Genomic DNA, 17,476 nt, shown 5'->3' on the forward strand with positions numbered 1-17,476 from the left:
GGTTCTCCCAGGTCGACGCATCGAAGACCACAGCGAGCCAACACCAACATGGGCACGGCAACCCGGAGGCCGGAACGCCGTCAGGTCCATGCTGCGCGGCGGCGTGCAACGCCTGCGGCATTGCCATTGCAGCAGCCCCGAGATCCTCAAGCACCACCGTCGAGGCGGTCGCGTATCGCCGACAGGAGGAGCAACCCGGTGGCCTCGTGGCCCGTCCACCCCATGGCCCTCCTCGATACCGATCAGAGCGGTCCGTCTGACATCCAGGTCGTCCAGCTCAACGCATGTCTGCCAACACACCTGATCAACGACCCTGCCGTCGCAGGCCGAAACAGGACATTCATCATGAACCGTCGCAGATTCCTCACTGCCGCAATGACCGGGGCCGCGGCGCTCGGCGCGAACGCCTTGATGCGCCCCGCCGCCAGTCTCGCCCAGGGAGCGAGCAGCCCATCACCGATCGACCTCCGGGTCGTCAGCCGGACCATCGAAGTCCACGGGAGGAGCGCCCGCGTGTTCGGCCTTCTGCAACCCGATGGCCGCCATGGGCTCATCCTGGAAGCGGGATCGAACTTCGACGTCCGCCTTGCCAACGAAATCGGCGAGGCCACGATGATCCACTGGCATGGCCTGACCCCTCCTTGGCACCAGGACGGCGTGCCGGACAATCCGAAGCCACTGCTCAAGCCGGGCGATGTCGCCCGCTACACCTTCCCCGTAGGCGCTGGCGGCACACATTGGATGCACGCTCATACGCTTCAGGAACAGAACCTGCTGGCGGCCCCCCTCATCGTCAGGACGGCCGCCGATCTCGCGCGCGACGAGCAGGAGGTGGTCGTCCTGCTGCACGACTTCTCCTTCAAGCCCGCCGAGGAATTGCTCGCGAAGCTGAAGGGCGGCGGAGGTCACGCCGCGCCGATGGACCATTCCGCGATGGGCCACGGGGGCAACACGCACCAGCCTGCGACGACAAGCCAAGCGACGGCCAGCGACCTCAACGACATCGACTACGATGCCTATCTCGCCAATGATCGCACTCTCGATGATCCCGACGTGATCCGGGTGGAGCGTGGCGGCCGCGTCCGCCTACGCATCATCAACGGCGCCACCGCGACGGCCTTCACCATCGAGACTGGATCGGTTCCCGGCACGCTCTTTGCGGTGGATGGCAGGGACGTCGAGCCGATCGTCGGCACGGCCTTCCCGCTCAGCATGGGCCAGCGGCTCGACATCCGGCTGTCCTTGCCCGAAGGTCCGGGCGCCTATCCCGTTCTCGCGCTGCGTGAAGGGGCCAGCGAGCGCACCGGGGTGATCCTCGCCACGCAGGGAGCCTCGGTGCAACGCGTCGCCGGAAGCGCCGAGCACGCCGGTCCGATCGTCGAACTCGGACTCGAGCGGAAGCTGCGGGCCCTACATTCGCTTCCCGTCCGGGCTCCCGATCGCCGCTTCGCGCTGACCCTCACCGGCCGGATGCAGGACTACACGTGGGGGATCGGCGGCGCGGACGATCTCCGGATCCGGAAGGGCGAGAGGATCGAGGTCACGATGCGAAACGCATCGATGATGTCGCATCCGATGCACCTGCACGGTCATCATTTCCAGGTCACCGCCATCGACGGGGTATCGCTCCCGGGAGCCGTGCGCGATACGGTCCTCGTACCGCCGGACGCAGCCGTGACGATCACGTTCGATGCCGACAATCCCGGCCGCTGGCCGTTGCATTGTCACCACCTCTACCACATGGCGACGGGCATGATGGCCCAGCTTGCCTATGAAGGGATCGGCTAGCCTCGGCCGGCGCGTCCCCGCATCTGGACTCAGCTTTCGGCGCCCGGACCCGTGCACATGGCCTGTCCGGGCGCTCGCCTGAACTGAAGCGTCCATTCATGGGGCGTTCTCGTCGATCTCGACTACCCTGGCTCCGGCGTCCGGTGGACGAAAGTTTCCATGCCGCGGTCCCTCAGAAATCCAATCTTGTGGTATAATGTACGAGGCACGGTTCCTTGATCCAAGGAGGCGAGAATGGGTCTCCAGGGTGTCCTTTTCGCAGCGGCGGGACTGCTGCCCTTCCTCGCCGCTTCCACTGAGATCGCTCAAGCTCATCCCTCGGGATTGCGATTGGGCGCCCAAGAGATCACGCAAGCGGTTCACGGCAAGCTATGCACTACGCCGGGAGGCGCGAGGTTCGCGTTCGGAGCCGACGGACACTTCGCGTATGACGGGCTATGGCAGACCACTGGCAGCTATGTGGTCGCCGACAATTCGATCGTAGTCACGTTCGACAGCGGCCTTCGTCGAGCTTTCGCGATCTCCGTCAGGGATGGCGTACTCTACATGGAACAGACACGCGTATCGTGCGCCAACGGTGGATGATAGCCGGTTCTGCGCCCACTGCGGCAAAGGGGCGATGCCGTCGCGGACAACGACTTCAACGGTGCTGCTTCAGATGGTGGCCGCTCGGCGCCGCCGGCGATGGATTGCGGTAGCCACGCAGAACATCATATCGCGCGATCTGATCCGAGGTGAGCAGGCCAGCCGTCTCGATATGGGCCTGCAAATGTACCGCCCGCAATGAGCCCTGCCTGGTGCCGATTTGGACCGTCAGTTCACGCAGGCGCAATGGCTCGATCGTGCGCCGTGCGAAGGCCACGTCGAGCTTGTGCTCCAAGTCCAGGATTTCGGCACCCAACGCCATCGCGCCCGCTCTCATGCGCGCCTCGGATTCCTTCAAGCCGCTGCGCTGTTCGGCCGAAAGCTGGAGTTCGGACGCCAGTTCGAACGCGTGAAGTGGACCGGGATATCGGTTGAGTTCCGCGGGCTTGGCCAAACCCATGCCGCGCCCCAAAGACAGGTCATCGATCTCCTTTCGTGAGAGAGCCTTGATCTCGCGCGCCTCCTGGCCAGCGTAAGGACTCACGGATTGAGCCGAGACGGGAGCGACCCATCCGGAGATCGCCAGGATGAGCAGGCTGAACGTGATTGCTATGATCATGGAACGGTCTCCTCGATCATTCCGATAAGGGTGTCGGAAGCGCCGCAACATGATTGAAATCATGTCAGCTCGATAATGCCGTTTCCTCTCCGTATGATCCGTTCGGATTCCAACTGCGCGAGCGTCCGGTACAGAACCTCAGGCGCCAGACCGATCATCGCCGCGATGTCCTTCAGCGGCCCGCCGATGGCAATGGTGCGGCCGTCGACGCCGGTTCGCGCCACGAGGTAGCCGAGCACCCGCTCTCGCGCCGAGCGAACATCGCGCAGGGTCAAGGCGGACCGGAGTTCCATCACCTGCCGAGCAAGGTCCGCCGTTAGCTCCAACCGTGCGATCGCATCGCCCTCCAACAGGGCGAGCGCCGCTGACTTGGGAAAGCAGGCGACCGAGCTCTCCGCCACGGCCCGCGCATCGCAATGATATGTCTCGACGAACAGCGAGGCCTCGGCGAAACGCTCTCCCGGTCCGGCGACGAAGAGGAGGGTCTCGCGCCCACTGGCGCTGAAGCGCGCAAGGCGAATCTGCCCTCTGCGGACCAGGAAGAAGCCCCGCGTCGCATCCCCGCTCGCGAATAGAGTCTCGCCCGCCGCGAGTTCCCGAATGACCGGCTTCAATCCGGCGAGGATGGACGCCATTGCCATCAGATCTGTTGCAGCCCCCGATAGCGCGCGAAGACATGCTGCCTGCTGGCGGAAAAGATGACGACGTCATAATCCTCGGGCGCCTGCCCGGGCACCTGCATTCCGGGTGAACCGACCGGCATCCCTGCAACCGCGAGGCCCGTCACCTTCGGGCGCTCGATCAGAAGCCGCTTGATCGCCTCGGCCGGAACGTGGCCTTCGACGACATAGCCACCGATTTCGGCGGTGTGGCAGGACATCAGACTATCGGGCACACCCAGCCGGGTCTTAAGCGGCGTGACGTCGGCAACCTCAACCATCTCAACCGGAAAGCCTGCTTTCCGCATATGCGTGACCCAGCCGCGGCAACAGCCGCAATTGGGATCCCGGGTCACGACCATCTTCGGAGGCGTCTCGGCGGCCGAAACAGGGCGCCGCAGCGCGAACGCTGAAACCGCCTGTGCGGCGCCGATCAACAGCGCGCGGCGGGATAGGGAAAGCTCGATCGGCACGATTGTCTCCTTTGCCTTGGTTAGGTCCTTCTCCAGTTGGGCGTCCAGCACCCTCACCGGAAGAAGACGTATTTTACGAGCGCGGCGATCACGAGCAGCAGAACCGCGATTCCGAGCAGGCCCGCGAGACCCATGCCCCAGCCCATTTCACCCATCATGTCGTGCATGCCCGGTCCCTCCATCATTCGACAGCGGCAACAAGGGGCGCTGAGGCGGCTTCCGATGCTGCCTTCTCAGGCGCCACGGTCGACGGCAGCCGCCAGCCCTTGATCAGTCCGTAGATCGCCGGGATCACCAGCAGCGTCAGCACGGTCGAGGAGACCATTCCGCCGATCATCGGCACGGCGATCCGCTGCATCACCTCCGAGCCGGTGCCGGTGTTCCAGAGGATCGGCAGCAGTCCCGCCATGATCGCGACCACGGTCATGATCTTCGGCCGCACGCGTTCGACGGCACCGAGCATGATCGCCTCATGCAGGTCCGCGCGTGTGAACGCTCGCCCCTTCGCTTCGCAGCGTGCCCGCACCTCGCCGAGCGCGTGATCGAGGTAGATCAGCATGATCACCCCAGTCTCGGCGGCGACGCCTGCCAGAGCGATGAAGCCAACCGCCACGGCGACCGACATATTGAAGCCGAGCCACCAGAGCAGCCAGACACCGCCGACCAGCGCGAAGGGCAGCGAGAGCATGACGATGAAGGTCTCGGTCAACCTGCGGAAATTCAGGTAGAGCAGCAGGAAGATGATCGCGAGCGTCACCGGCACGACCAGCTTGAGGCGGGCCTCGGCTCGTTCGAGGTATTCGAACTGACCGCTCCAGGCGATGCGATAGCCCGCGGGCAGCTTGATGCTCTGCGCGATCGCGTTCTGGGCATCGCGGACATAACCGCCGAGATCGCGCCCGACTGTATCCACGAAGATGTAGACCGCGAGTTCGCCATTCTCGGTGCGGATCGAGGTGGCGCCGCGCTTGCGCTCGATGCTCGCAACCTCGCCGAGCGGCACGCTGGCGCCGGACGAGGTCGAGACCTGGACCTCGCGCGCGATCGCCTGCGGATCGGAGCGCAGGTCGCGGGGATAGCGGATCGCCACCCCGTAGCGCTCGCGCCCTTCGACCGTCGTCGTCACAGTCTCGCCGCCCATCGCCATCACGACCGCATTCTGGACGTCGCCGACGGAGAGCCCGTAGCGGCCGAGTGCGATCCGGTCCGGCACGATGTCGAGGAAGTAGCCGCCGATAACGCGCTCGGCATAGGCACTGCTCGTGCCCGGGACGGCCTTCAGCACCGTCTCGATCTGTCGGGAGACTGCCTCCATCTGGGCGAGATCGGTGCCGAAGACCTTGACCCCGATGGGCGTGCGGATGCCGGTCGCCAGCATGTCGATGCGAGCCCGGATCGGCTGGGTCCAGGCGTTGGAGACGCCGGGGAACTGGAGAGCCTTGTCCATCTCGGCCTTGAGGCTGTCGAGCGTGACGCCTTCGCGCCATTCCGTCTTGGGCTTCAGGTTGATGATGGTCTCGAACATCTCGGTCGGCGCCGGGTCGGTTGCCGTCTGGGCGCGTCCGGCCTTGCCGTAGACCGAGGCAACCTCCGGGAAGGAGCGGATGATGCGATTCTGAGTCTGGAGCAGCTCGGCCGCCTTGGTCACCGAAATCCCTGGCAAGGTCGTCGGCATGTACATCAGCGTGCCCTCGTCGAGGGACGGCATGAACTCCGAGCCGAGCTGCCGCGCCGGCCAGAGGCTGAGCCCGAGGACGGCCACCGCAGCCAGGATCGTCAGGGTCTTGGCGCCGAGAACGCCGCGGATCATCGGACGGTAGAGCGCGATCAGGCCCCGATTGATCGGGTTGCGGCTCTCCGGAATGATCCTTCCCTTGACGAAGATGACCATCAGGGCTGGGACGAGCGTCACCGACAGGAGCGCCGCGGCTGCCATGGCGAAGGTCTTGGTGAAGGCGAGCGGCCCGAACAGGCGACCCTCCTCCGCTTCCAAGGTGAAGATCGGCAGGAACGAGACGGTGATGACGAGCAGGCTGAAGAACAACGCCGGGCCGACCTCGCTAGCCGCCTCGATCAGGATCTCGACGCGTGGCTTGTTCGACTGAGCCCGTTCCAGGTGCTTGTGGGCGTTCTCGATCATGACGATGGCGGCGTCGATCATCGCGCCGACGGCGATGGCGATGCCGCCGAGGCTCATGATGTTGGAGCCAAGCCCCAGCGCCTTCATCGCCGCGAAGGCCATCAGGATGCCGACCGGCAGCATGATGATCGCCACCAGGGCGCTGCGCAGATGCAGAAGGAACACGATGCAGACCAGCGCGACGATGATGCTCTCCTCGATCAGCGTGCCCTTTAGCGTCTCGATCGCCCGCTCGATCAACCCGGAGCGGTCATAGACCGGCACGATCTCGGCCCCGCCCGGCAGGCTCGCCGCGACCTCGGAAAGGCGCGCCTTGGCGTGTTCGATCACGGAGAGCGCGTTGGCACCGAAGCGTTGCAGGATGATGCCGCTCGCGACCTCCCCCTCGCCGTTGAGCTCGGTGATGCCGCGCCGCTCGTCGGGACCGAGTTCGATGCGGGCGACGTCGGATAAACGAAGCGGTACGCCGCGGTCACTCTTTAGGACGATGTTTTCGATATCCGCGATCGACTTCAGGTAGCCGCGGCCGCGAACCATGAACTCGAACTCGCTGAGCTCGACGGTGCGTCCGCCGACGTCCATGTTGCTGTTGCGGACCGCCTCGCGCAGCGTCGAGAGCGAGACGCCCTGGGCGCGCAGCCGCACGGGATCGACGACGATCGCGTATTGCTTGACGAAGCCGCCGACGCTGGCAACCTCGGCCACCCCCTCGGCACGAGAAGCCGCGAAGCGCACGACCCAGTCCTGTAGGGAGCGCAATTCCGCGAGGGTCATGTTCTTCGCGATGACCGCATACTGGTAGACCCAGCCGACCCCGGTCGCGTCCGGCCCGAGCGTCGGCGAGACGCCAGGCGGCAGGCGCCGCGCGGCCGCGTTGAGATATTCGAGCACGCGCGAACGCGCCCAATAGGGATCGGTGCCGTCCTCGAAGATGACGTAGACGAAGGAGACTCCGAAGAACGAGAAGCCTCGCACGACGCGCGCCTTCGGCACGGTCAGCATCGAGGTGGTCAGCGGATAGGTGACCTGGTCCTCGATCACCTGAGGCGCCTGGCCGGGATATTCGGTGTAGACGATGACCTGGACGTCGGAGAGGTCCGGGATGGCGTCGAGCGGCAGGGTCTTCAGCGCATAGACACCCGCCGCCACGGCGAAGGCAGCGGCCACGAAGACGAGGATCAGGTTGCGCGCCGACCAGGCGATCAGGCGGGCGATCATGGCTTGGCCTCCGGCTGCGCGAAGCCGCTCAGGGCGGCCTTGAGATTGCTCTCGGCGTCGATCAGGAAGTTGGCGGAGACGACGACGCGGTCGCCTTCGGAGACGCCTTCGGTAATCGCGACCATGCCGTCGCCGCGACGGCCGAGCTTGACCTCGCGCGGCTCGAACCGACCCTCGCCCAGATCAAGAATGACGACCCGGCGCGAGCCGCTGTCGATCACGGCGCTGTCGGGAACCGCGAGTTGCGGAGCTGCGTCATCGGAGCCGATATCGACGTCGGCATACATGTTCGGCAGCAGGATGCTGTCGCGGTTGGCAAGCTCGATCCGGACCTTCGCCGTGCGCGTTGCCTCGGCAATCTCCGGGTAGATCACGCCGACGCGTCCCTCGAAGGAACTCCCCGGACGGCCGCGCAGCCGCACCGTGGCTGGCGCGCCGATGCCGACGGCGGCCAACTGGCGTTCCGGAACATCGGCCAGAACCCAGATCGTCGAGATGTCGGCGAGCCGGAACAGACTGCCGCCGGCCGTCATCTTCATGCCGTCGCTGACCGAACGCTCCAGCACGATGCCGTCGCGCGGCGCCGACCAGTTGATCGTCAGCGGCACCTTCCGGCTGCGCTCGATCTCGGCGATGACCTCCGGCGGGACGCCGAGGTTTTCCAAGCGCTGCCTTGCGCCGCCTTCGGGCACGCCGCGCGCGGCGGCATTGAGCTCGGTGATGAACTGCGCGCCCGCGGTGCTGATCTCCGGCGAATAAATCCGCGCCAGTCGCGTGCCTCTCGTGACCCGGTCGCCCGTCGTGATCGGCGCCACCTCCTGCACGAAGGCATCAGCTCGGATCGTCACGACCGAAACCCGTCGCTCGTCGAGCTGGACCACGCCGGGCACGTGAATCGTCTGGACGATGCTCTGACGCCGGACAGGTTCGGAGCGCACGCCGCTGCGCTGGATGCGCCCGGGCGAGAGCTTGATGACGCCGTCCTCGTTTCCCTCGCCTTCGTAGACGGGGAGATAATCCATCCCCATCGAGTCCTTCTTCGGCACCGGGGACGTATCCGGAAGCCCCATGGGATTGCGGTAGTAGAGGACGCGCTTCGGGTCGGCCTGCGCCGTCCGCTCCTCGCTCGGAGGCTTCACCTCGAAGCTGACGTCCTGGCTGGCGTGGACGGCCGTGAAGGGCCTGCCGTCCACGGTCTGGCGCGGCTGTGCCGAATAGACAGGCTTCCGGTCCGGGTCCTGATAGTAGATGACCGGACCGGTTCCGACGGGCTCGTTTGCCGCGAGCGAACCTTCGATGCCGAGCCAACCACGCCAGCCGACGGCAAGGCCGCGATGTCCGGCCCAGTAGCCCGCACCTCCCGCCGCCAGAATGGCGGCAAGAGCGAGGCCCGTGAGGGCGATGGGTTTCATGGCACGGCCTTGAGGATCAGCTTGTTTTCGAGCGCGCCGGTTTCGCCCTGTACCTTGGCGCCGAGCGAGAGCCGCCAACCGCCGGCCATCGTCAGGTTCGTCTTGAAGCGGTAGGTGCCCGGCTCGGTCGACGGCATCGTCTCGATCAGCGAGGCCATCATCTCCATCCCGTCGGGTGCCATGTCGATGCGCTGGGCGAAGATCACCGCGTCCGGGACGGGCTTGCCCGAACGCTTGTCGATGAGCGTCACGGCGACGACGACGCCGTTGCCCTGCTTGATCTCGTTCTGGACGAGCCGGAACTCGTAATCCTTGATGTCCGCGAGCGCCGGGAGCGAAACGGCGGCGAGCGGAAGCGCTGCGGCAAGCACGCGCAACGTGTTGATGAGGGTCATGTTCGTAGTCCTGAGTGCATCAGGCTGCCGCATGGGCGCACAGCCTCAGACGTGGCCCTGGCCACGGCTCACCGTCCGCCCGGAAGTTCCGTGCGGACGAATCCAGCGCAATTCGCGCTGACGATGCTCAGCTTCGTGGAGGTCGCGCGGGTGGCTCGAACGGACGAGACTGACGCGTGGCCTCGTCTCCCGACAGGCTGAGCTCGGCGACGAACGCCCTGGCGAGCGTGACGAACGACGCCGGCTCGCTGGCAAAGCACTTCGCCAGGCAGAAACTCAACGCGGGACAGTTGGTCGTGCAGTCCTTGGCCTTGTCGTGATCCGTCGGACAGCACGGCATGGCGCCGCCGTCCATCGGCATCGCCATTTCAACGGTATCGGCCCGCTCGAATCCGGCGCTCGCCGGGCTGACGAAGGCAGCCAACGTGGTGGCCGCGACGAACAGGGCCAGAATCAGACAATGCGCAACGAGCCGAAGCGTCATGACACCGAAAATGGCACAGCGGCCAAAACAGAGGAAGGATGGAACTTTCAACAGTTCGTCATCGCCGGGCCTTCGACCATCGTCGTTGCGCCCCGTCAATAACCCTCGCGCGTGTCCGGCGGCGCATTGTTACAGATTGTTGCAGACAGGAACTCCTCATGGTCGCACGCGTCTTCCCCCAGTAGCCCTTCAACGCAATGGCGACAGGCTCAAGGAGAACGATCGTGCACCAACCGTCCCCCGAGATGCAGGCATGCATTGACGAGTGTCTGCGCTGCTACCAGGCCTGCCTGGGCATGAGCACCAACCATTGCCTCAAGCTCGGTGGCGACCATGCCAGCCCGGATCACATCCAATTGATGCTCGCCTGTGCCGAGACCTGTCGTGCCAGCGCCCAGGTCATGATCATCGGCTCGCGGCATCACAAGCATCTCTGCGCCGAGTGCGCCGATATCTGCGAAGACTGCGCCAACGAATGCGAACGGATCGGAGATATGGACGACTGCGTCCGGGCTTGTCGGCGGTGTGCCGAAAGTTGCCGGAAGATGGCGGCATAGCCGCTCCCCTCCTTATCCCGGGAGTACTCACATGAAACACCTCACAGTGATTGCTTGCCTTGCGGCATCGATCGTGACCGTCGCTTTCGCCCAGCCAGCTCCCAAGCCCGATACGGGCCACGGCATGCCCATGAAGATGATGATGCCGGATGCATCGGACTCCGCGTCGACCAAAGAATACAAGGCGGCGATGATGCATATGATGCAGTCCATGCCGACGACCTTCACGGGCGATGCCGACGTCGATTTCATGACGCAGATGAAGGCTCACCACCAAGGTGCGATCGAGATGGCCAAGATCGTACTCGCGAACGGCACGGACCCATCGGTCAAAAAGCTGGCGGGTGAAATCGTCAGCAGTCAACAGCGCGAGGTCGAAACGATCGAGCAGTGGCTGAAAGCCAAGGGCAAGTAGCCCTTGCCTTCTGCGGGCGCTGGCCACCTTCGTTCTCATCGCGACGGGTGTGGCAACCGTCCGCTTTCACGCCGAGTGGAGACGGATATGCAGAACCACCACCGGGCCCACGGCAGCCCTTCGCAAGGCGGTCACGGCTCGCATGGCAGACCCTATCTGATGTTCTGGCTGAACATGATCCTCGGCCTGATCGTCATGTACGTCGTGATGTTCTCGATGATCGACGGCTGGCGCGACTTCCGGAACAATCTGAACATGTTCTACATGGCGATCACGATGTGGGCGCCGATGGGCATCCTCATGCTGGCGACGATGCCGGGCATGTTCCCGAACAAGAGCGCCAACGTCGTTCACTACGTCGCCCTTGCGTTGCTCACGGTCGCATCGCTCTACGCAACGCGAAGCCAGACCCTGATCGATGATCGCCAGTTCGTCGACTCGATGATCCCGCATCACTCCGGCGCGATCCTCATGTGCCGTGAGGCGAAGCTCGCCAATCTGGATCTGAAGAGGTTGTGCGAGGCGATCACGAAGGCACAACGCGAGGAGATCCAGCAGATGGAGGCGATAAGAGGTCGGCTGTAGGACGCCCCGTGACGAAACCGCCTTGATGTAAACCAGATTCCGGCAGTGCTGCTTCGACTTCCTGGCGCTCGCGGTCACGCATGAGGCAGGGAGTCGCGCGCGGAATCTCGTTCATCCAGGCCGCCAAGCGACCCCATATCATCGGCTTCGATCTCGAAATCGATCATCGCGAACCTCTCTCCTCCAAGCCCTCCCGGGTCAACCTTCGGCAAGGGACCGACGCCGTTCCGGACATTCCACCGCAGGAGGATTACGACGGCGTCGATCCCTGCGTGGGAGGATGCCGGATGGATCAACGGTGCCGTCCGTTCGACCGTGACGATGACCGTCCCCTGAACGCCTCGGGTGCCGAAGCCAGGACCTCCAGAGCCTGCAAGAACAACTCTGCGACATCTGGCCTGTTTTCCGTGATGGCCTGCTTCAGGGCGGCAAGGGCGACTGTTTCGAGCTTCCGCTTCTTGATGGTCATGGCGACCTCTTTCGCTGAAGATCCGGAACCGTGCGCCCTCCCACGACGGCAAGGTCAAGACCCGCCGCGATATCGCGGCAGCGGGGCCTTCCCGATCAGGCTGCCTAGTTCTTGGCCGCCAGCGATCGCTCTGCTCGATCCGAGACCCCGAGCTTCGCAAGCTCGACGGAGTTCGGCGATCTCGCCGTGATCGCCCCCTGGGGCTTGGCCTTCGGCAAGGTGATCATGACGCGCAAGCCGCCGGAGGCTCGATTGGCCAGATCGATCTTCCCGTCGTGAGTGCGGATCACGGATGCCGCGATGGTGAGCCCCAAGCCGGTCCCGCCGGTCTCGCGCCCCCGGGATTCCTCAAGCCTGACGAAAGGATGGAACACCCGCTCCATATCGGTCTCCGGGATTCCGGGGCCCTCATCCTCCACGGTGATGACGAGGCTATCGCCGATGTCCGCGATCATGACCTGGGCTTTCGCGCCGTATTTGATCGCGTTGCCGATGATGTTCGAGAATGCCCGTTTCAGGGACAGAAAGCGCCCCGAGACGGGGGCGGATGTGATGCCCGCCAGTGAGACGTCGTGCCCCAGGTCGACATGCTCGTCGACGATCGTCTCGATGACCGACGCGAGGTCGATCAACCGGATGGCTTCGCTGGAAACGCCACCGCGAAGGTATTCCAGCGTCGAGTCGATCATCGCTTCCATCTCGCCGAGATCCGCGTCGATGAGGCCTCGCGTGGCTTCATCGTCAAGCAGTTCCGAACGAAGCCGAAGCCTGGTGATCGGGGTGCGCAGGTCGTGCGACACCGCGGCCATGGCCTGCATGCGCTCGGCAACGAGGCGCTGGATCCGCTCCCGCATGGTGTTGAAGGCGCGGGCGGCACGGCGCACTTCGGCCGGGCCACCCTCGGAGAGGGGTTGCGGCGCCTGATCCAGGCTGAAGCGCTCGGCCGCGAGGGCGAGATCCTTCAGAGGACGCGTCGCCCAGCGCAACAGAAGCAGCGCGACGACGACGATGCCGACCCCGAAGCAGATCGTCGCCGCGATGACGCTCCAGTCGGCATGTTGGTTCACTCCGAGGGCGGAAGAGGAGAAATTCACCCAGGAACCGTCATCGAGCCGCACCGAAACCAGCATCATGTGCCGATAGGCGTCCGCCTCGCCTGCTGCCAGCGCTCCGTCGTCGGCGAAACCGACCCTGAAGGATTCCGCGGCGAGTTCGGGCGCGAGCGTCTCGAGCCGCGCCTCCATCGTTCGCGTCCTCTCCGTTCCCGGAGCGCTGCCGAGGACCAGGCTGACCTTGCTCCAATGCACTTCCAGGCTTGCGCTCGACAGATCGTGGGCGACGCGGTCGCGGTCCGGCGCCTCCGGAAGGCCTGCGATCACCCGTTTGATCGAGACGATGCGCTCGGCCAGGCCGCGATCCTGCCCGAGGGTCGCGAGATTCTCCACGCTGACGCGATAGGCCCAATAGCCCAGCAGATGAAAGGCGAGCAGCGCCGCCACCAGGATCAGGATGGCGCGGCTGGCGACCGTATCCGGCCAAAGCAATTTCGCCGGGCGTCTCAAGAGGATCGTCCTTCCCGATGATCGACCTGGGACGTGAAGATGTAGCCGGCGCCGCGCACCGTCTTGATCAACTGCCCCCCGCGGGCATCGGCCTCGAGCTTGCGGCGCAGGCGGCTGATCTGCACGTCGATCGTGCGATCGAACGGATCGCCGCTCGTCCGCGCCTTGGCGAATTGCATCAACGCCTCCCGCGACAGGACGCGATTGGCGTGCTCGACGAAGGCAACGAGCAGGTCGAACTCGCCCGTAGAGAGATCGATCAGCGTGCCGCTCGGCGAAACCAGTTCACGCCGACGCAGATCCACGCGCCAACCGTCGAAGCTGACCGCCTCGCTCGGACTCGCTTCGGCCGGACCGCGCGCGGCGCGTGACCGACGCAGCACGGCGCGTATCCGGGCGAGCAGCTCGCCCGGACTGAAGGGCTTGGTGACGTAGTCGTCCGCCCCGCCTTCGAATCCCATGATCCGGTCGCTCTCTTCGCTGCGAGCCGTCAGCATTACGATCGGAAGCTGCGAGGTCGCCCGGATGTCCCGGCAAAGCTCGATGCCGGAGCGACCGGGCAGCATCAGGTCGAGCACGATCAGGTCGATGGCGGAGTGGGCCATGACATCCATCATGACGCGCCCGTCCGGAGCCCCGGTGACCTGGTAGCCGTAGCGCTGGAGAAAACGGGCGACCAGCAGCCTGATCTGCGGATCGTCATCCACAACCAGGATATGCCCGTGGTCTTCGGAAGCCGTGTTCGTCACGCGCGTCGATTCCAGTCCGCAATGCGCCTCGGCTTCTGCCGAGCCGGACTTGTATAGCGCGCCCGGAAGGGAGTGCCGCCTGCCGGATTGAAACAATTTGTAACGGACACCGACGGACGGCCGCTGTTACCCCTGTTGCATCATGACAGGGAGCCGAATCGTGAGCTTGATGAAGGTGCCGTTGCTGATGGCGGTAGGTCTGGCACTCGGTGCCTGCTCCGCCACGGTTCCAGACCATCTGGCGCGACCTGCCGATCCGAACGTCCGCGTTCCCGCCGTCGCCTATCGCAGCGTGACGGCCGGTGCTTCCACCTTCCGCCCGGCCGAGCCCAAGGATTGGAAGGAACTCAACCGCCAGGTCGGACCGAAGTCATGACCTTGCCTGACCAGCCGACCGCTTCGTTCATTCCACGATTTCCAGCCGACCCCGAAAGGCCGACCTTGCTTCCTTCGACCTTACCGATCGGCCGCCGCTCGTTGCGCTGGACCCTGCTCATCGGGGCGGCCGCGCTTCTCGGAGGCTGCGCCAGCTTCTCGGCCGACGGCGGCATGGGGGCAATCCAGTCCGCAACCTATGCCGATATCGGCAAGCAGGTGGTCAAGATCGGCGACGATCAAGCGGAGCTCACGACGAAGGCCCGGGTCGATCAACTCCTGCGCAAGCCGCTGACGGCGGATGCAGCCGTGCAGATAGCCTTGCTCAACAACCGGGGCCTTCAGGCCGCCTTCAATGAGCTCGGCATGGCCGAGGCCCAGATGGTTGCGGCCAGCCTGCCCCCCAATCCGAGCTTCGGCATCTCCAAGCTCTCCGGCCGCTTCGAGATCGAGATCGAACGACAGATCGCGGGGAGTTTGTTGGCGCTTGCGACACTGCCTGCCCGAGCGGAGATCGCTCAGGATCGCTTCCAGGCGGCACAACTGCGTGCCGCCGAAGCGGTGCTCAGGTTGGCGGCGGATACCCGCCGCCAATATTATCGGGCGGTCGCCGCCAACGCCCAGGTCACGTTCTATCAGGAGGCCAAGGCTTCCGCCGACGCTGCCTCCGAGCTTTTCAAGCGGCTCGGCGAAACCGGCGGCGTCAACAAGCTCGACCAGGCGCGGGAATACGCCTTCGAAGCCGAGTTGACGGTGCAGCTCGCACAGGCGCGCCAGCAGCAGCGACAGGAACGCGAGCGCCTCGTCCGCCAGCTTGGGCTCTGGGGCGACGATCTCAAATTCCAGCTTGGCAGCCTGCCTCCCCTTCCGAAGCTGCAATCGGTGAAGGCGGTCGAAGCGGAAGCTCTGCGCAAGCGGATCGATCTGCGCGTCGCGCGCGCCGAACTCGACGTTCTGGCGAAGTCCTTGGGGCTCACCCAGGCGACGCGCTTCGTCAACGATGTCGACCTGCTCGGCCGCCGCACCTATGATCGTGGACGCGTCATCAACGACCATGGCCATGTCGAGCGCGAGTCGAGCCGCAGCAAGACACTGGAACTCGAGATCGAGATTCCGATCTATGATTTCGGCCAGTCGAAGGTCGCCCTCGCCGAGCAGACCTACATGCAGGCTGCCAACAAGTTGGCGGAAAAGGCGGTCAATATCCGCTCCGAGGCGCGCGAGGCCTATACCGCCTATCGGGCGAACTACGACATCACGCGCCAGTACCAGAACAACGTGCTGCCGCTTCGGAAGATCATCCAGGACGAGTCGTTGCTGCAATACAGCGGCATGCTGAACGACGTGACCGATCTGATTACCGACGCTCGGAACCGCATCCTGTCGAACGTCGCGGCGATCAACGCCCGGCGTGACTTCTGGATCGCCCATACCGACTTCAAGCACGCGCTGATCGGTGGCGGCAGCGGGGGCGGCGGCGCCACGGTCACCGCGGCGGCTGCCGGCGGTGACGCCGCTGGCGGGCACTGAAGGAGCTTTCCGAGATGACATCCCTATCCCGCAGAGGCTTCATCGGTTCGTCCGGGCTCGTGTTGGCCGGTGCGACCGCCGTTTCGGGGCGCACCGCCTTCGCGGCGGTGCCCGAGGCCCCGACCATGAAGGACGCGACGACGCAGTCGCCGCTCGTGCCGACCACGGGGCCGGACTACCAGCCGGTCGTTACCCTGAACGGCTGGTCCCTGCCCTGGCGGATGAACGGCGACTGGAAGGAGTTTCATCTCGTCGCCGAGCCGGTGGTGCGAGAGCTCGCCCCGGGCATGAAGGCCCATCTGTGGGGCTACAACGGCCAGTCGCCGGGGCCAACCATCGAGGCGGTCGAAGGCGACAAGGTCCGCATCTACGTCACCAACAAGCTGCCGGAGAACACGGCCGTTCACTGGCACGGCCAGCGCCTGCCCAACGGCATGGACGGCGTCGGCGGGCTGACCCAGCCGCATATCCCGCCGGGCAAGACCTTCGTCTACGAATTCCAGCTCCGGCGCTCCGGCACCTTCATGTACCACCCGCATTCGGACGAGATGGTCCAGATGGCGATGGGCATGATGGGCTTCTTCGTGGTCCATCCGAAGGATCCGGCGTTCCGCCGCGTCGACCGCGACTTCGTCTTCCTGCTCAACGCCTTCGACATCGAGGCCGGGTCCTACGTGCCGAAGGTCAACACCATGACCGACTTCAACATGTGGTGCTGGAACAGCCGGGTCTTCCCCGGCATCGATCCCTTCGTCGTCGGCAAGGACGACAAGGTCCGCATCCGCTTCGGCAACCTGACCATGACCAACCACCCGATCCACATGCACGGCTACGAGTTCAAGGTCTCGGGCACGGATGGCGGCTGGGTCGATCCCGCTGCCGCCTGGCCCGAGGTATCGATCGACTGCGCCGTCGGCCAGATGCGCGCCTTCGACTTCGTCGCCGACGAGCCGGGCGACTGGGCGATCCATTGCCACAAGTCGCACCACACGATGAACGCCATGGGCCACTCGGTGAAGACCTATATCGGCGTGAACAAGAAGGACCTGGCGAAGCGCATCGCGAAGATCGCGCCGGGCTACATGCCGATGGGGTCGAACGGCATGGGCGAGATGGGTTCGATGGAGATGCCGCTGCCGGACAATACCCTGCCGATGATGACCGGCTTCGCCCAGTTCGGCGCCGTCGAGATGGGCGGCATGTTCTCGGTCGTGAAGGTCCGCGAGGGGCTGGCGAAGAACGACTACAAGGACCCCGGCTGGTTCAAGCACCCCGAAGGAACCGTCGCCTACGAACTCAAGGGCGAGAAGCTGAGCGAGGCGCCGCGCGCAAAATCGCCCGATAGCGGCCTCGATGCGACCGAATGGCGCGTGAAGGATCCGCGTAAGCCGAGCCTCGGACCCGACGGCAAGCCGCGCCCCGCCGCCAAGAGCCCGCATTCCAACCACTGACGCAGAACAT

17 protein-coding genes are annotated in these 17,476 nt (G+C 64.9%); 7 read left to right on the forward strand and 10 right to left on the reverse strand.

From position 1 onward, the window contains the following. Nucleotides 1–345: 345 nt before the first annotated feature. Together B5Y19_RS00915 and B5Y19_RS00920 are read left to right on the forward strand one after the other, a co-directional pair. Nucleotides 346–1,788, forward strand: coding sequence for a multicopper oxidase family protein (locus B5Y19_RS00915; protein ID WP_079591075.1), 1,443 nt, complete (start codon nt 346–348; stop codon nt 1,786–1,788). A 234-nt stretch (nt 1,789–2,022) separates the two neighbouring features. After that, nucleotides 2,023–2,373 (forward strand): hypothetical protein, encoded by a 351-nt coding sequence (locus B5Y19_RS00920; protein ID WP_079590975.1) that lies wholly within the window; start codon nt 2,023–2,025, stop codon nt 2,371–2,373. Nucleotides 2,374–2,428: 55 nt separating this feature from the next. Here the strand turns inward: B5Y19_RS00920 and B5Y19_RS00925 are convergent, their stop codons facing one another. The 7 genes from B5Y19_RS00925 to B5Y19_RS00955 form a co-directional block, all read right to left on the reverse strand. Then, nucleotides 2,429–2,992 carry a hypothetical protein gene (locus tag B5Y19_RS00925; RefSeq protein WP_079590976.1) on the reverse strand — a complete coding sequence of 188 codons (564 nt, stop codon included), beginning with the start codon at nt 2,990–2,992 and terminating at the stop codon, nt 2,429–2,431. Between the two features lie 59 nt (nt 2,993–3,051). Next, nucleotides 3,052–3,627, reverse strand: a complete 576-nt coding sequence (locus B5Y19_RS00930; RefSeq protein ID WP_176168532.1) for a Crp/Fnr family transcriptional regulator — start codon at nt 3,625–3,627, stop codon at nt 3,052–3,054. Nucleotides 3,628–3,632: 5 nt separating this feature from the next. Next, nucleotides 3,633–4,124: a DUF411 domain-containing protein gene (locus B5Y19_RS00935; RefSeq protein WP_100959631.1), complete on the reverse strand. Its 492-nt coding sequence runs from the start codon at nt 4,122–4,124 to the stop codon at nt 3,633–3,635. 181 nt (nt 4,125–4,305) lie between these two features. Further along, nucleotides 4,306–7,482 carry an efflux RND transporter permease subunit gene (locus tag B5Y19_RS00940; protein WP_079590978.1) on the reverse strand — a complete coding sequence of 1,059 codons (3,177 nt, stop codon included), beginning with the start codon at nt 7,480–7,482 and terminating at the stop codon, nt 4,306–4,308. Further along, entirely contained in the window at nt 7,479–8,894 is a 1,416-nt protein-coding gene (locus tag B5Y19_RS00945; protein ID WP_079590979.1) for an efflux RND transporter periplasmic adaptor subunit, read from the reverse strand. Before B5Y19_RS00945 ends, B5Y19_RS00940 begins: the two co-directional genes overlap by 4 nt. Beyond that, nucleotides 8,891–9,289: a FixH family protein gene (locus tag B5Y19_RS00950; RefSeq protein ID WP_079590980.1), complete on the reverse strand. Its 399-nt coding sequence runs from the start codon at nt 9,287–9,289 to the stop codon at nt 8,891–8,893. The genes B5Y19_RS00945 and B5Y19_RS00950 overlap by 4 nt, the downstream gene beginning before the upstream one ends. 127 nt (nt 9,290–9,416) lie before the next feature. Then, on the reverse strand, nt 9,417–9,872 hold the full coding sequence (locus tag B5Y19_RS00955; RefSeq protein WP_079590981.1) for a hypothetical protein: 456 nt from the start codon (nt 9,870–9,872) through the stop codon (nt 9,417–9,419). Between the two features lie 125 nt (nt 9,873–9,997). Here B5Y19_RS00955 and B5Y19_RS00960 point away from each other — a divergent pair, with 125 nt between their 5' ends. From B5Y19_RS00960 to B5Y19_RS00970, 3 genes are all read left to right on the forward strand, one after another. Further along, nucleotides 9,998–10,330: a four-helix bundle copper-binding protein gene (locus tag B5Y19_RS00960; RefSeq protein ID WP_079590982.1), complete on the forward strand. Its 333-nt coding sequence runs from the start codon at nt 9,998–10,000 to the stop codon at nt 10,328–10,330. A 31-nt stretch (nt 10,331–10,361) separates the two neighbouring features. After that, entirely contained in the window at nt 10,362–10,745 is a 384-nt protein-coding gene (gene copM / locus B5Y19_RS00965) for a CopM family metallochaperone (RefSeq protein WP_079590983.1), read from the forward strand. 87 nt (nt 10,746–10,832) lie between these two features. Continuing rightward, nucleotides 10,833–11,330 carry a DUF305 domain-containing protein gene (locus B5Y19_RS00970; RefSeq protein WP_079590984.1) on the forward strand — a complete coding sequence of 166 codons (498 nt, stop codon included), beginning with the start codon at nt 10,833–10,835 and terminating at the stop codon, nt 11,328–11,330. A gap of 292 nt (nt 11,331–11,622) precedes the next feature. On the opposite strand, the gene B5Y19_RS25955 is transcribed toward B5Y19_RS00970, so the two are convergent. From B5Y19_RS25955 to B5Y19_RS00980, 3 genes are all read right to left on the reverse strand, one after another. Beyond that, nucleotides 11,623–11,799 (reverse strand): hypothetical protein, encoded by a 177-nt coding sequence (locus B5Y19_RS25955; protein WP_176168533.1) that lies wholly within the window; start codon nt 11,797–11,799, stop codon nt 11,623–11,625. A gap of 104 nt (nt 11,800–11,903) precedes the next feature. Beyond that, entirely contained in the window at nt 11,904–13,298 is a 1,395-nt protein-coding gene (locus tag B5Y19_RS00975; RefSeq protein WP_139384214.1) for an ATP-binding protein, read from the reverse strand. Between the two features lie 59 nt (nt 13,299–13,357). Then, nucleotides 13,358–14,110: a response regulator gene (locus B5Y19_RS00980; protein WP_079590986.1), complete on the reverse strand. Its 753-nt coding sequence runs from the start codon at nt 14,108–14,110 to the stop codon at nt 13,358–13,360. A gap of 87 nt (nt 14,111–14,197) precedes the next feature. On the opposite strand from B5Y19_RS00980, the gene B5Y19_RS00990 reads away from it, so the two are divergent. Both B5Y19_RS00990 and B5Y19_RS00995 read left to right on the forward strand, forming a co-directional pair. After that, the gene (locus B5Y19_RS00990) at nt 14,198–16,015 is read left to right on the forward strand and encodes a TolC family protein (RefSeq protein ID WP_244555440.1); all 1,818 of its coding nucleotides are present in this window, start codon (nt 14,198–14,200) and stop codon (nt 16,013–16,015) included. Nucleotides 16,016–16,029: 14 nt separating this feature from the next. Continuing rightward, nucleotides 16,030–17,466, forward strand: coding sequence for a multicopper oxidase family protein (locus B5Y19_RS00995; protein ID WP_079590989.1), 1,437 nt, complete (start codon nt 16,030–16,032; stop codon nt 17,464–17,466). The last annotated feature ends 10 nt before the right edge of the window (nt 17,467–17,476 follow it).

Origin of the sequence: Allobosea thiooxidans, assembly GCF_900168195.1 — a bacterium.
Lineage (GTDB): Bacteria > Pseudomonadota > Alphaproteobacteria > Rhizobiales > Beijerinckiaceae > Allobosea > Allobosea thiooxidans.

Excerpts from the sequence above, each read along its gene's own strand:
- B5Y19_RS00945 (WP_079590979.1), bottom strand. The coding sequence starts at position 8,894 with ATGAAACCCATCGCCCTCACGGGCCTCGCTCTTGCCGCCATTCTGGCG.
- B5Y19_RS00970 (WP_079590984.1), top strand. The coding sequence starts at position 10,833 with ATGCAGAACCACCACCGGGCCCACGGCAGCCCTTCGCAAGGCGGTCAC.
- B5Y19_RS00995 (WP_079590989.1), top strand. The coding sequence starts at position 16,030 with ATGACATCCCTATCCCGCAGAGGCTTCATCGGTTCGTCCGGGCTCGTG.
- B5Y19_RS00920 (WP_079590975.1), top strand. The coding sequence starts at position 2,023 with ATGGGTCTCCAGGGTGTCCTTTTCGCAGCGGCGGGACTGCTGCCCTTC.
- B5Y19_RS00930 (WP_176168532.1), bottom strand. The coding sequence starts at position 3,627 with ATGGCGTCCATCCTCGCCGGATTGAAGCCGGTCATTCGGGAACTCGCG.
- B5Y19_RS25955 (WP_176168533.1), bottom strand. The coding sequence starts at position 11,799 with ATGACCATCAAGAAGCGGAAGCTCGAAACAGTCGCCCTTGCCGCCCTG.
- copM (WP_079590983.1), top strand. The coding sequence starts at position 10,362 with ATGAAACACCTCACAGTGATTGCTTGCCTTGCGGCATCGATCGTGACC.
- B5Y19_RS00950 (WP_079590980.1), bottom strand. The coding sequence starts at position 9,289 with ATGACCCTCATCAACACGTTGCGCGTGCTTGCCGCAGCGCTTCCGCTC.
- B5Y19_RS00940 (WP_079590978.1), bottom strand. The coding sequence starts at position 7,482 with ATGATCGCCCGCCTGATCGCCTGGTCGGCGCGCAACCTGATCCTCGTC.
- B5Y19_RS00925 (WP_079590976.1), bottom strand. The coding sequence starts at position 2,992 with ATGATCATAGCAATCACGTTCAGCCTGCTCATCCTGGCGATCTCCGGA.
- B5Y19_RS00915 (WP_079591075.1), top strand. The coding sequence starts at position 346 with ATGAACCGTCGCAGATTCCTCACTGCCGCAATGACCGGGGCCGCGGCG.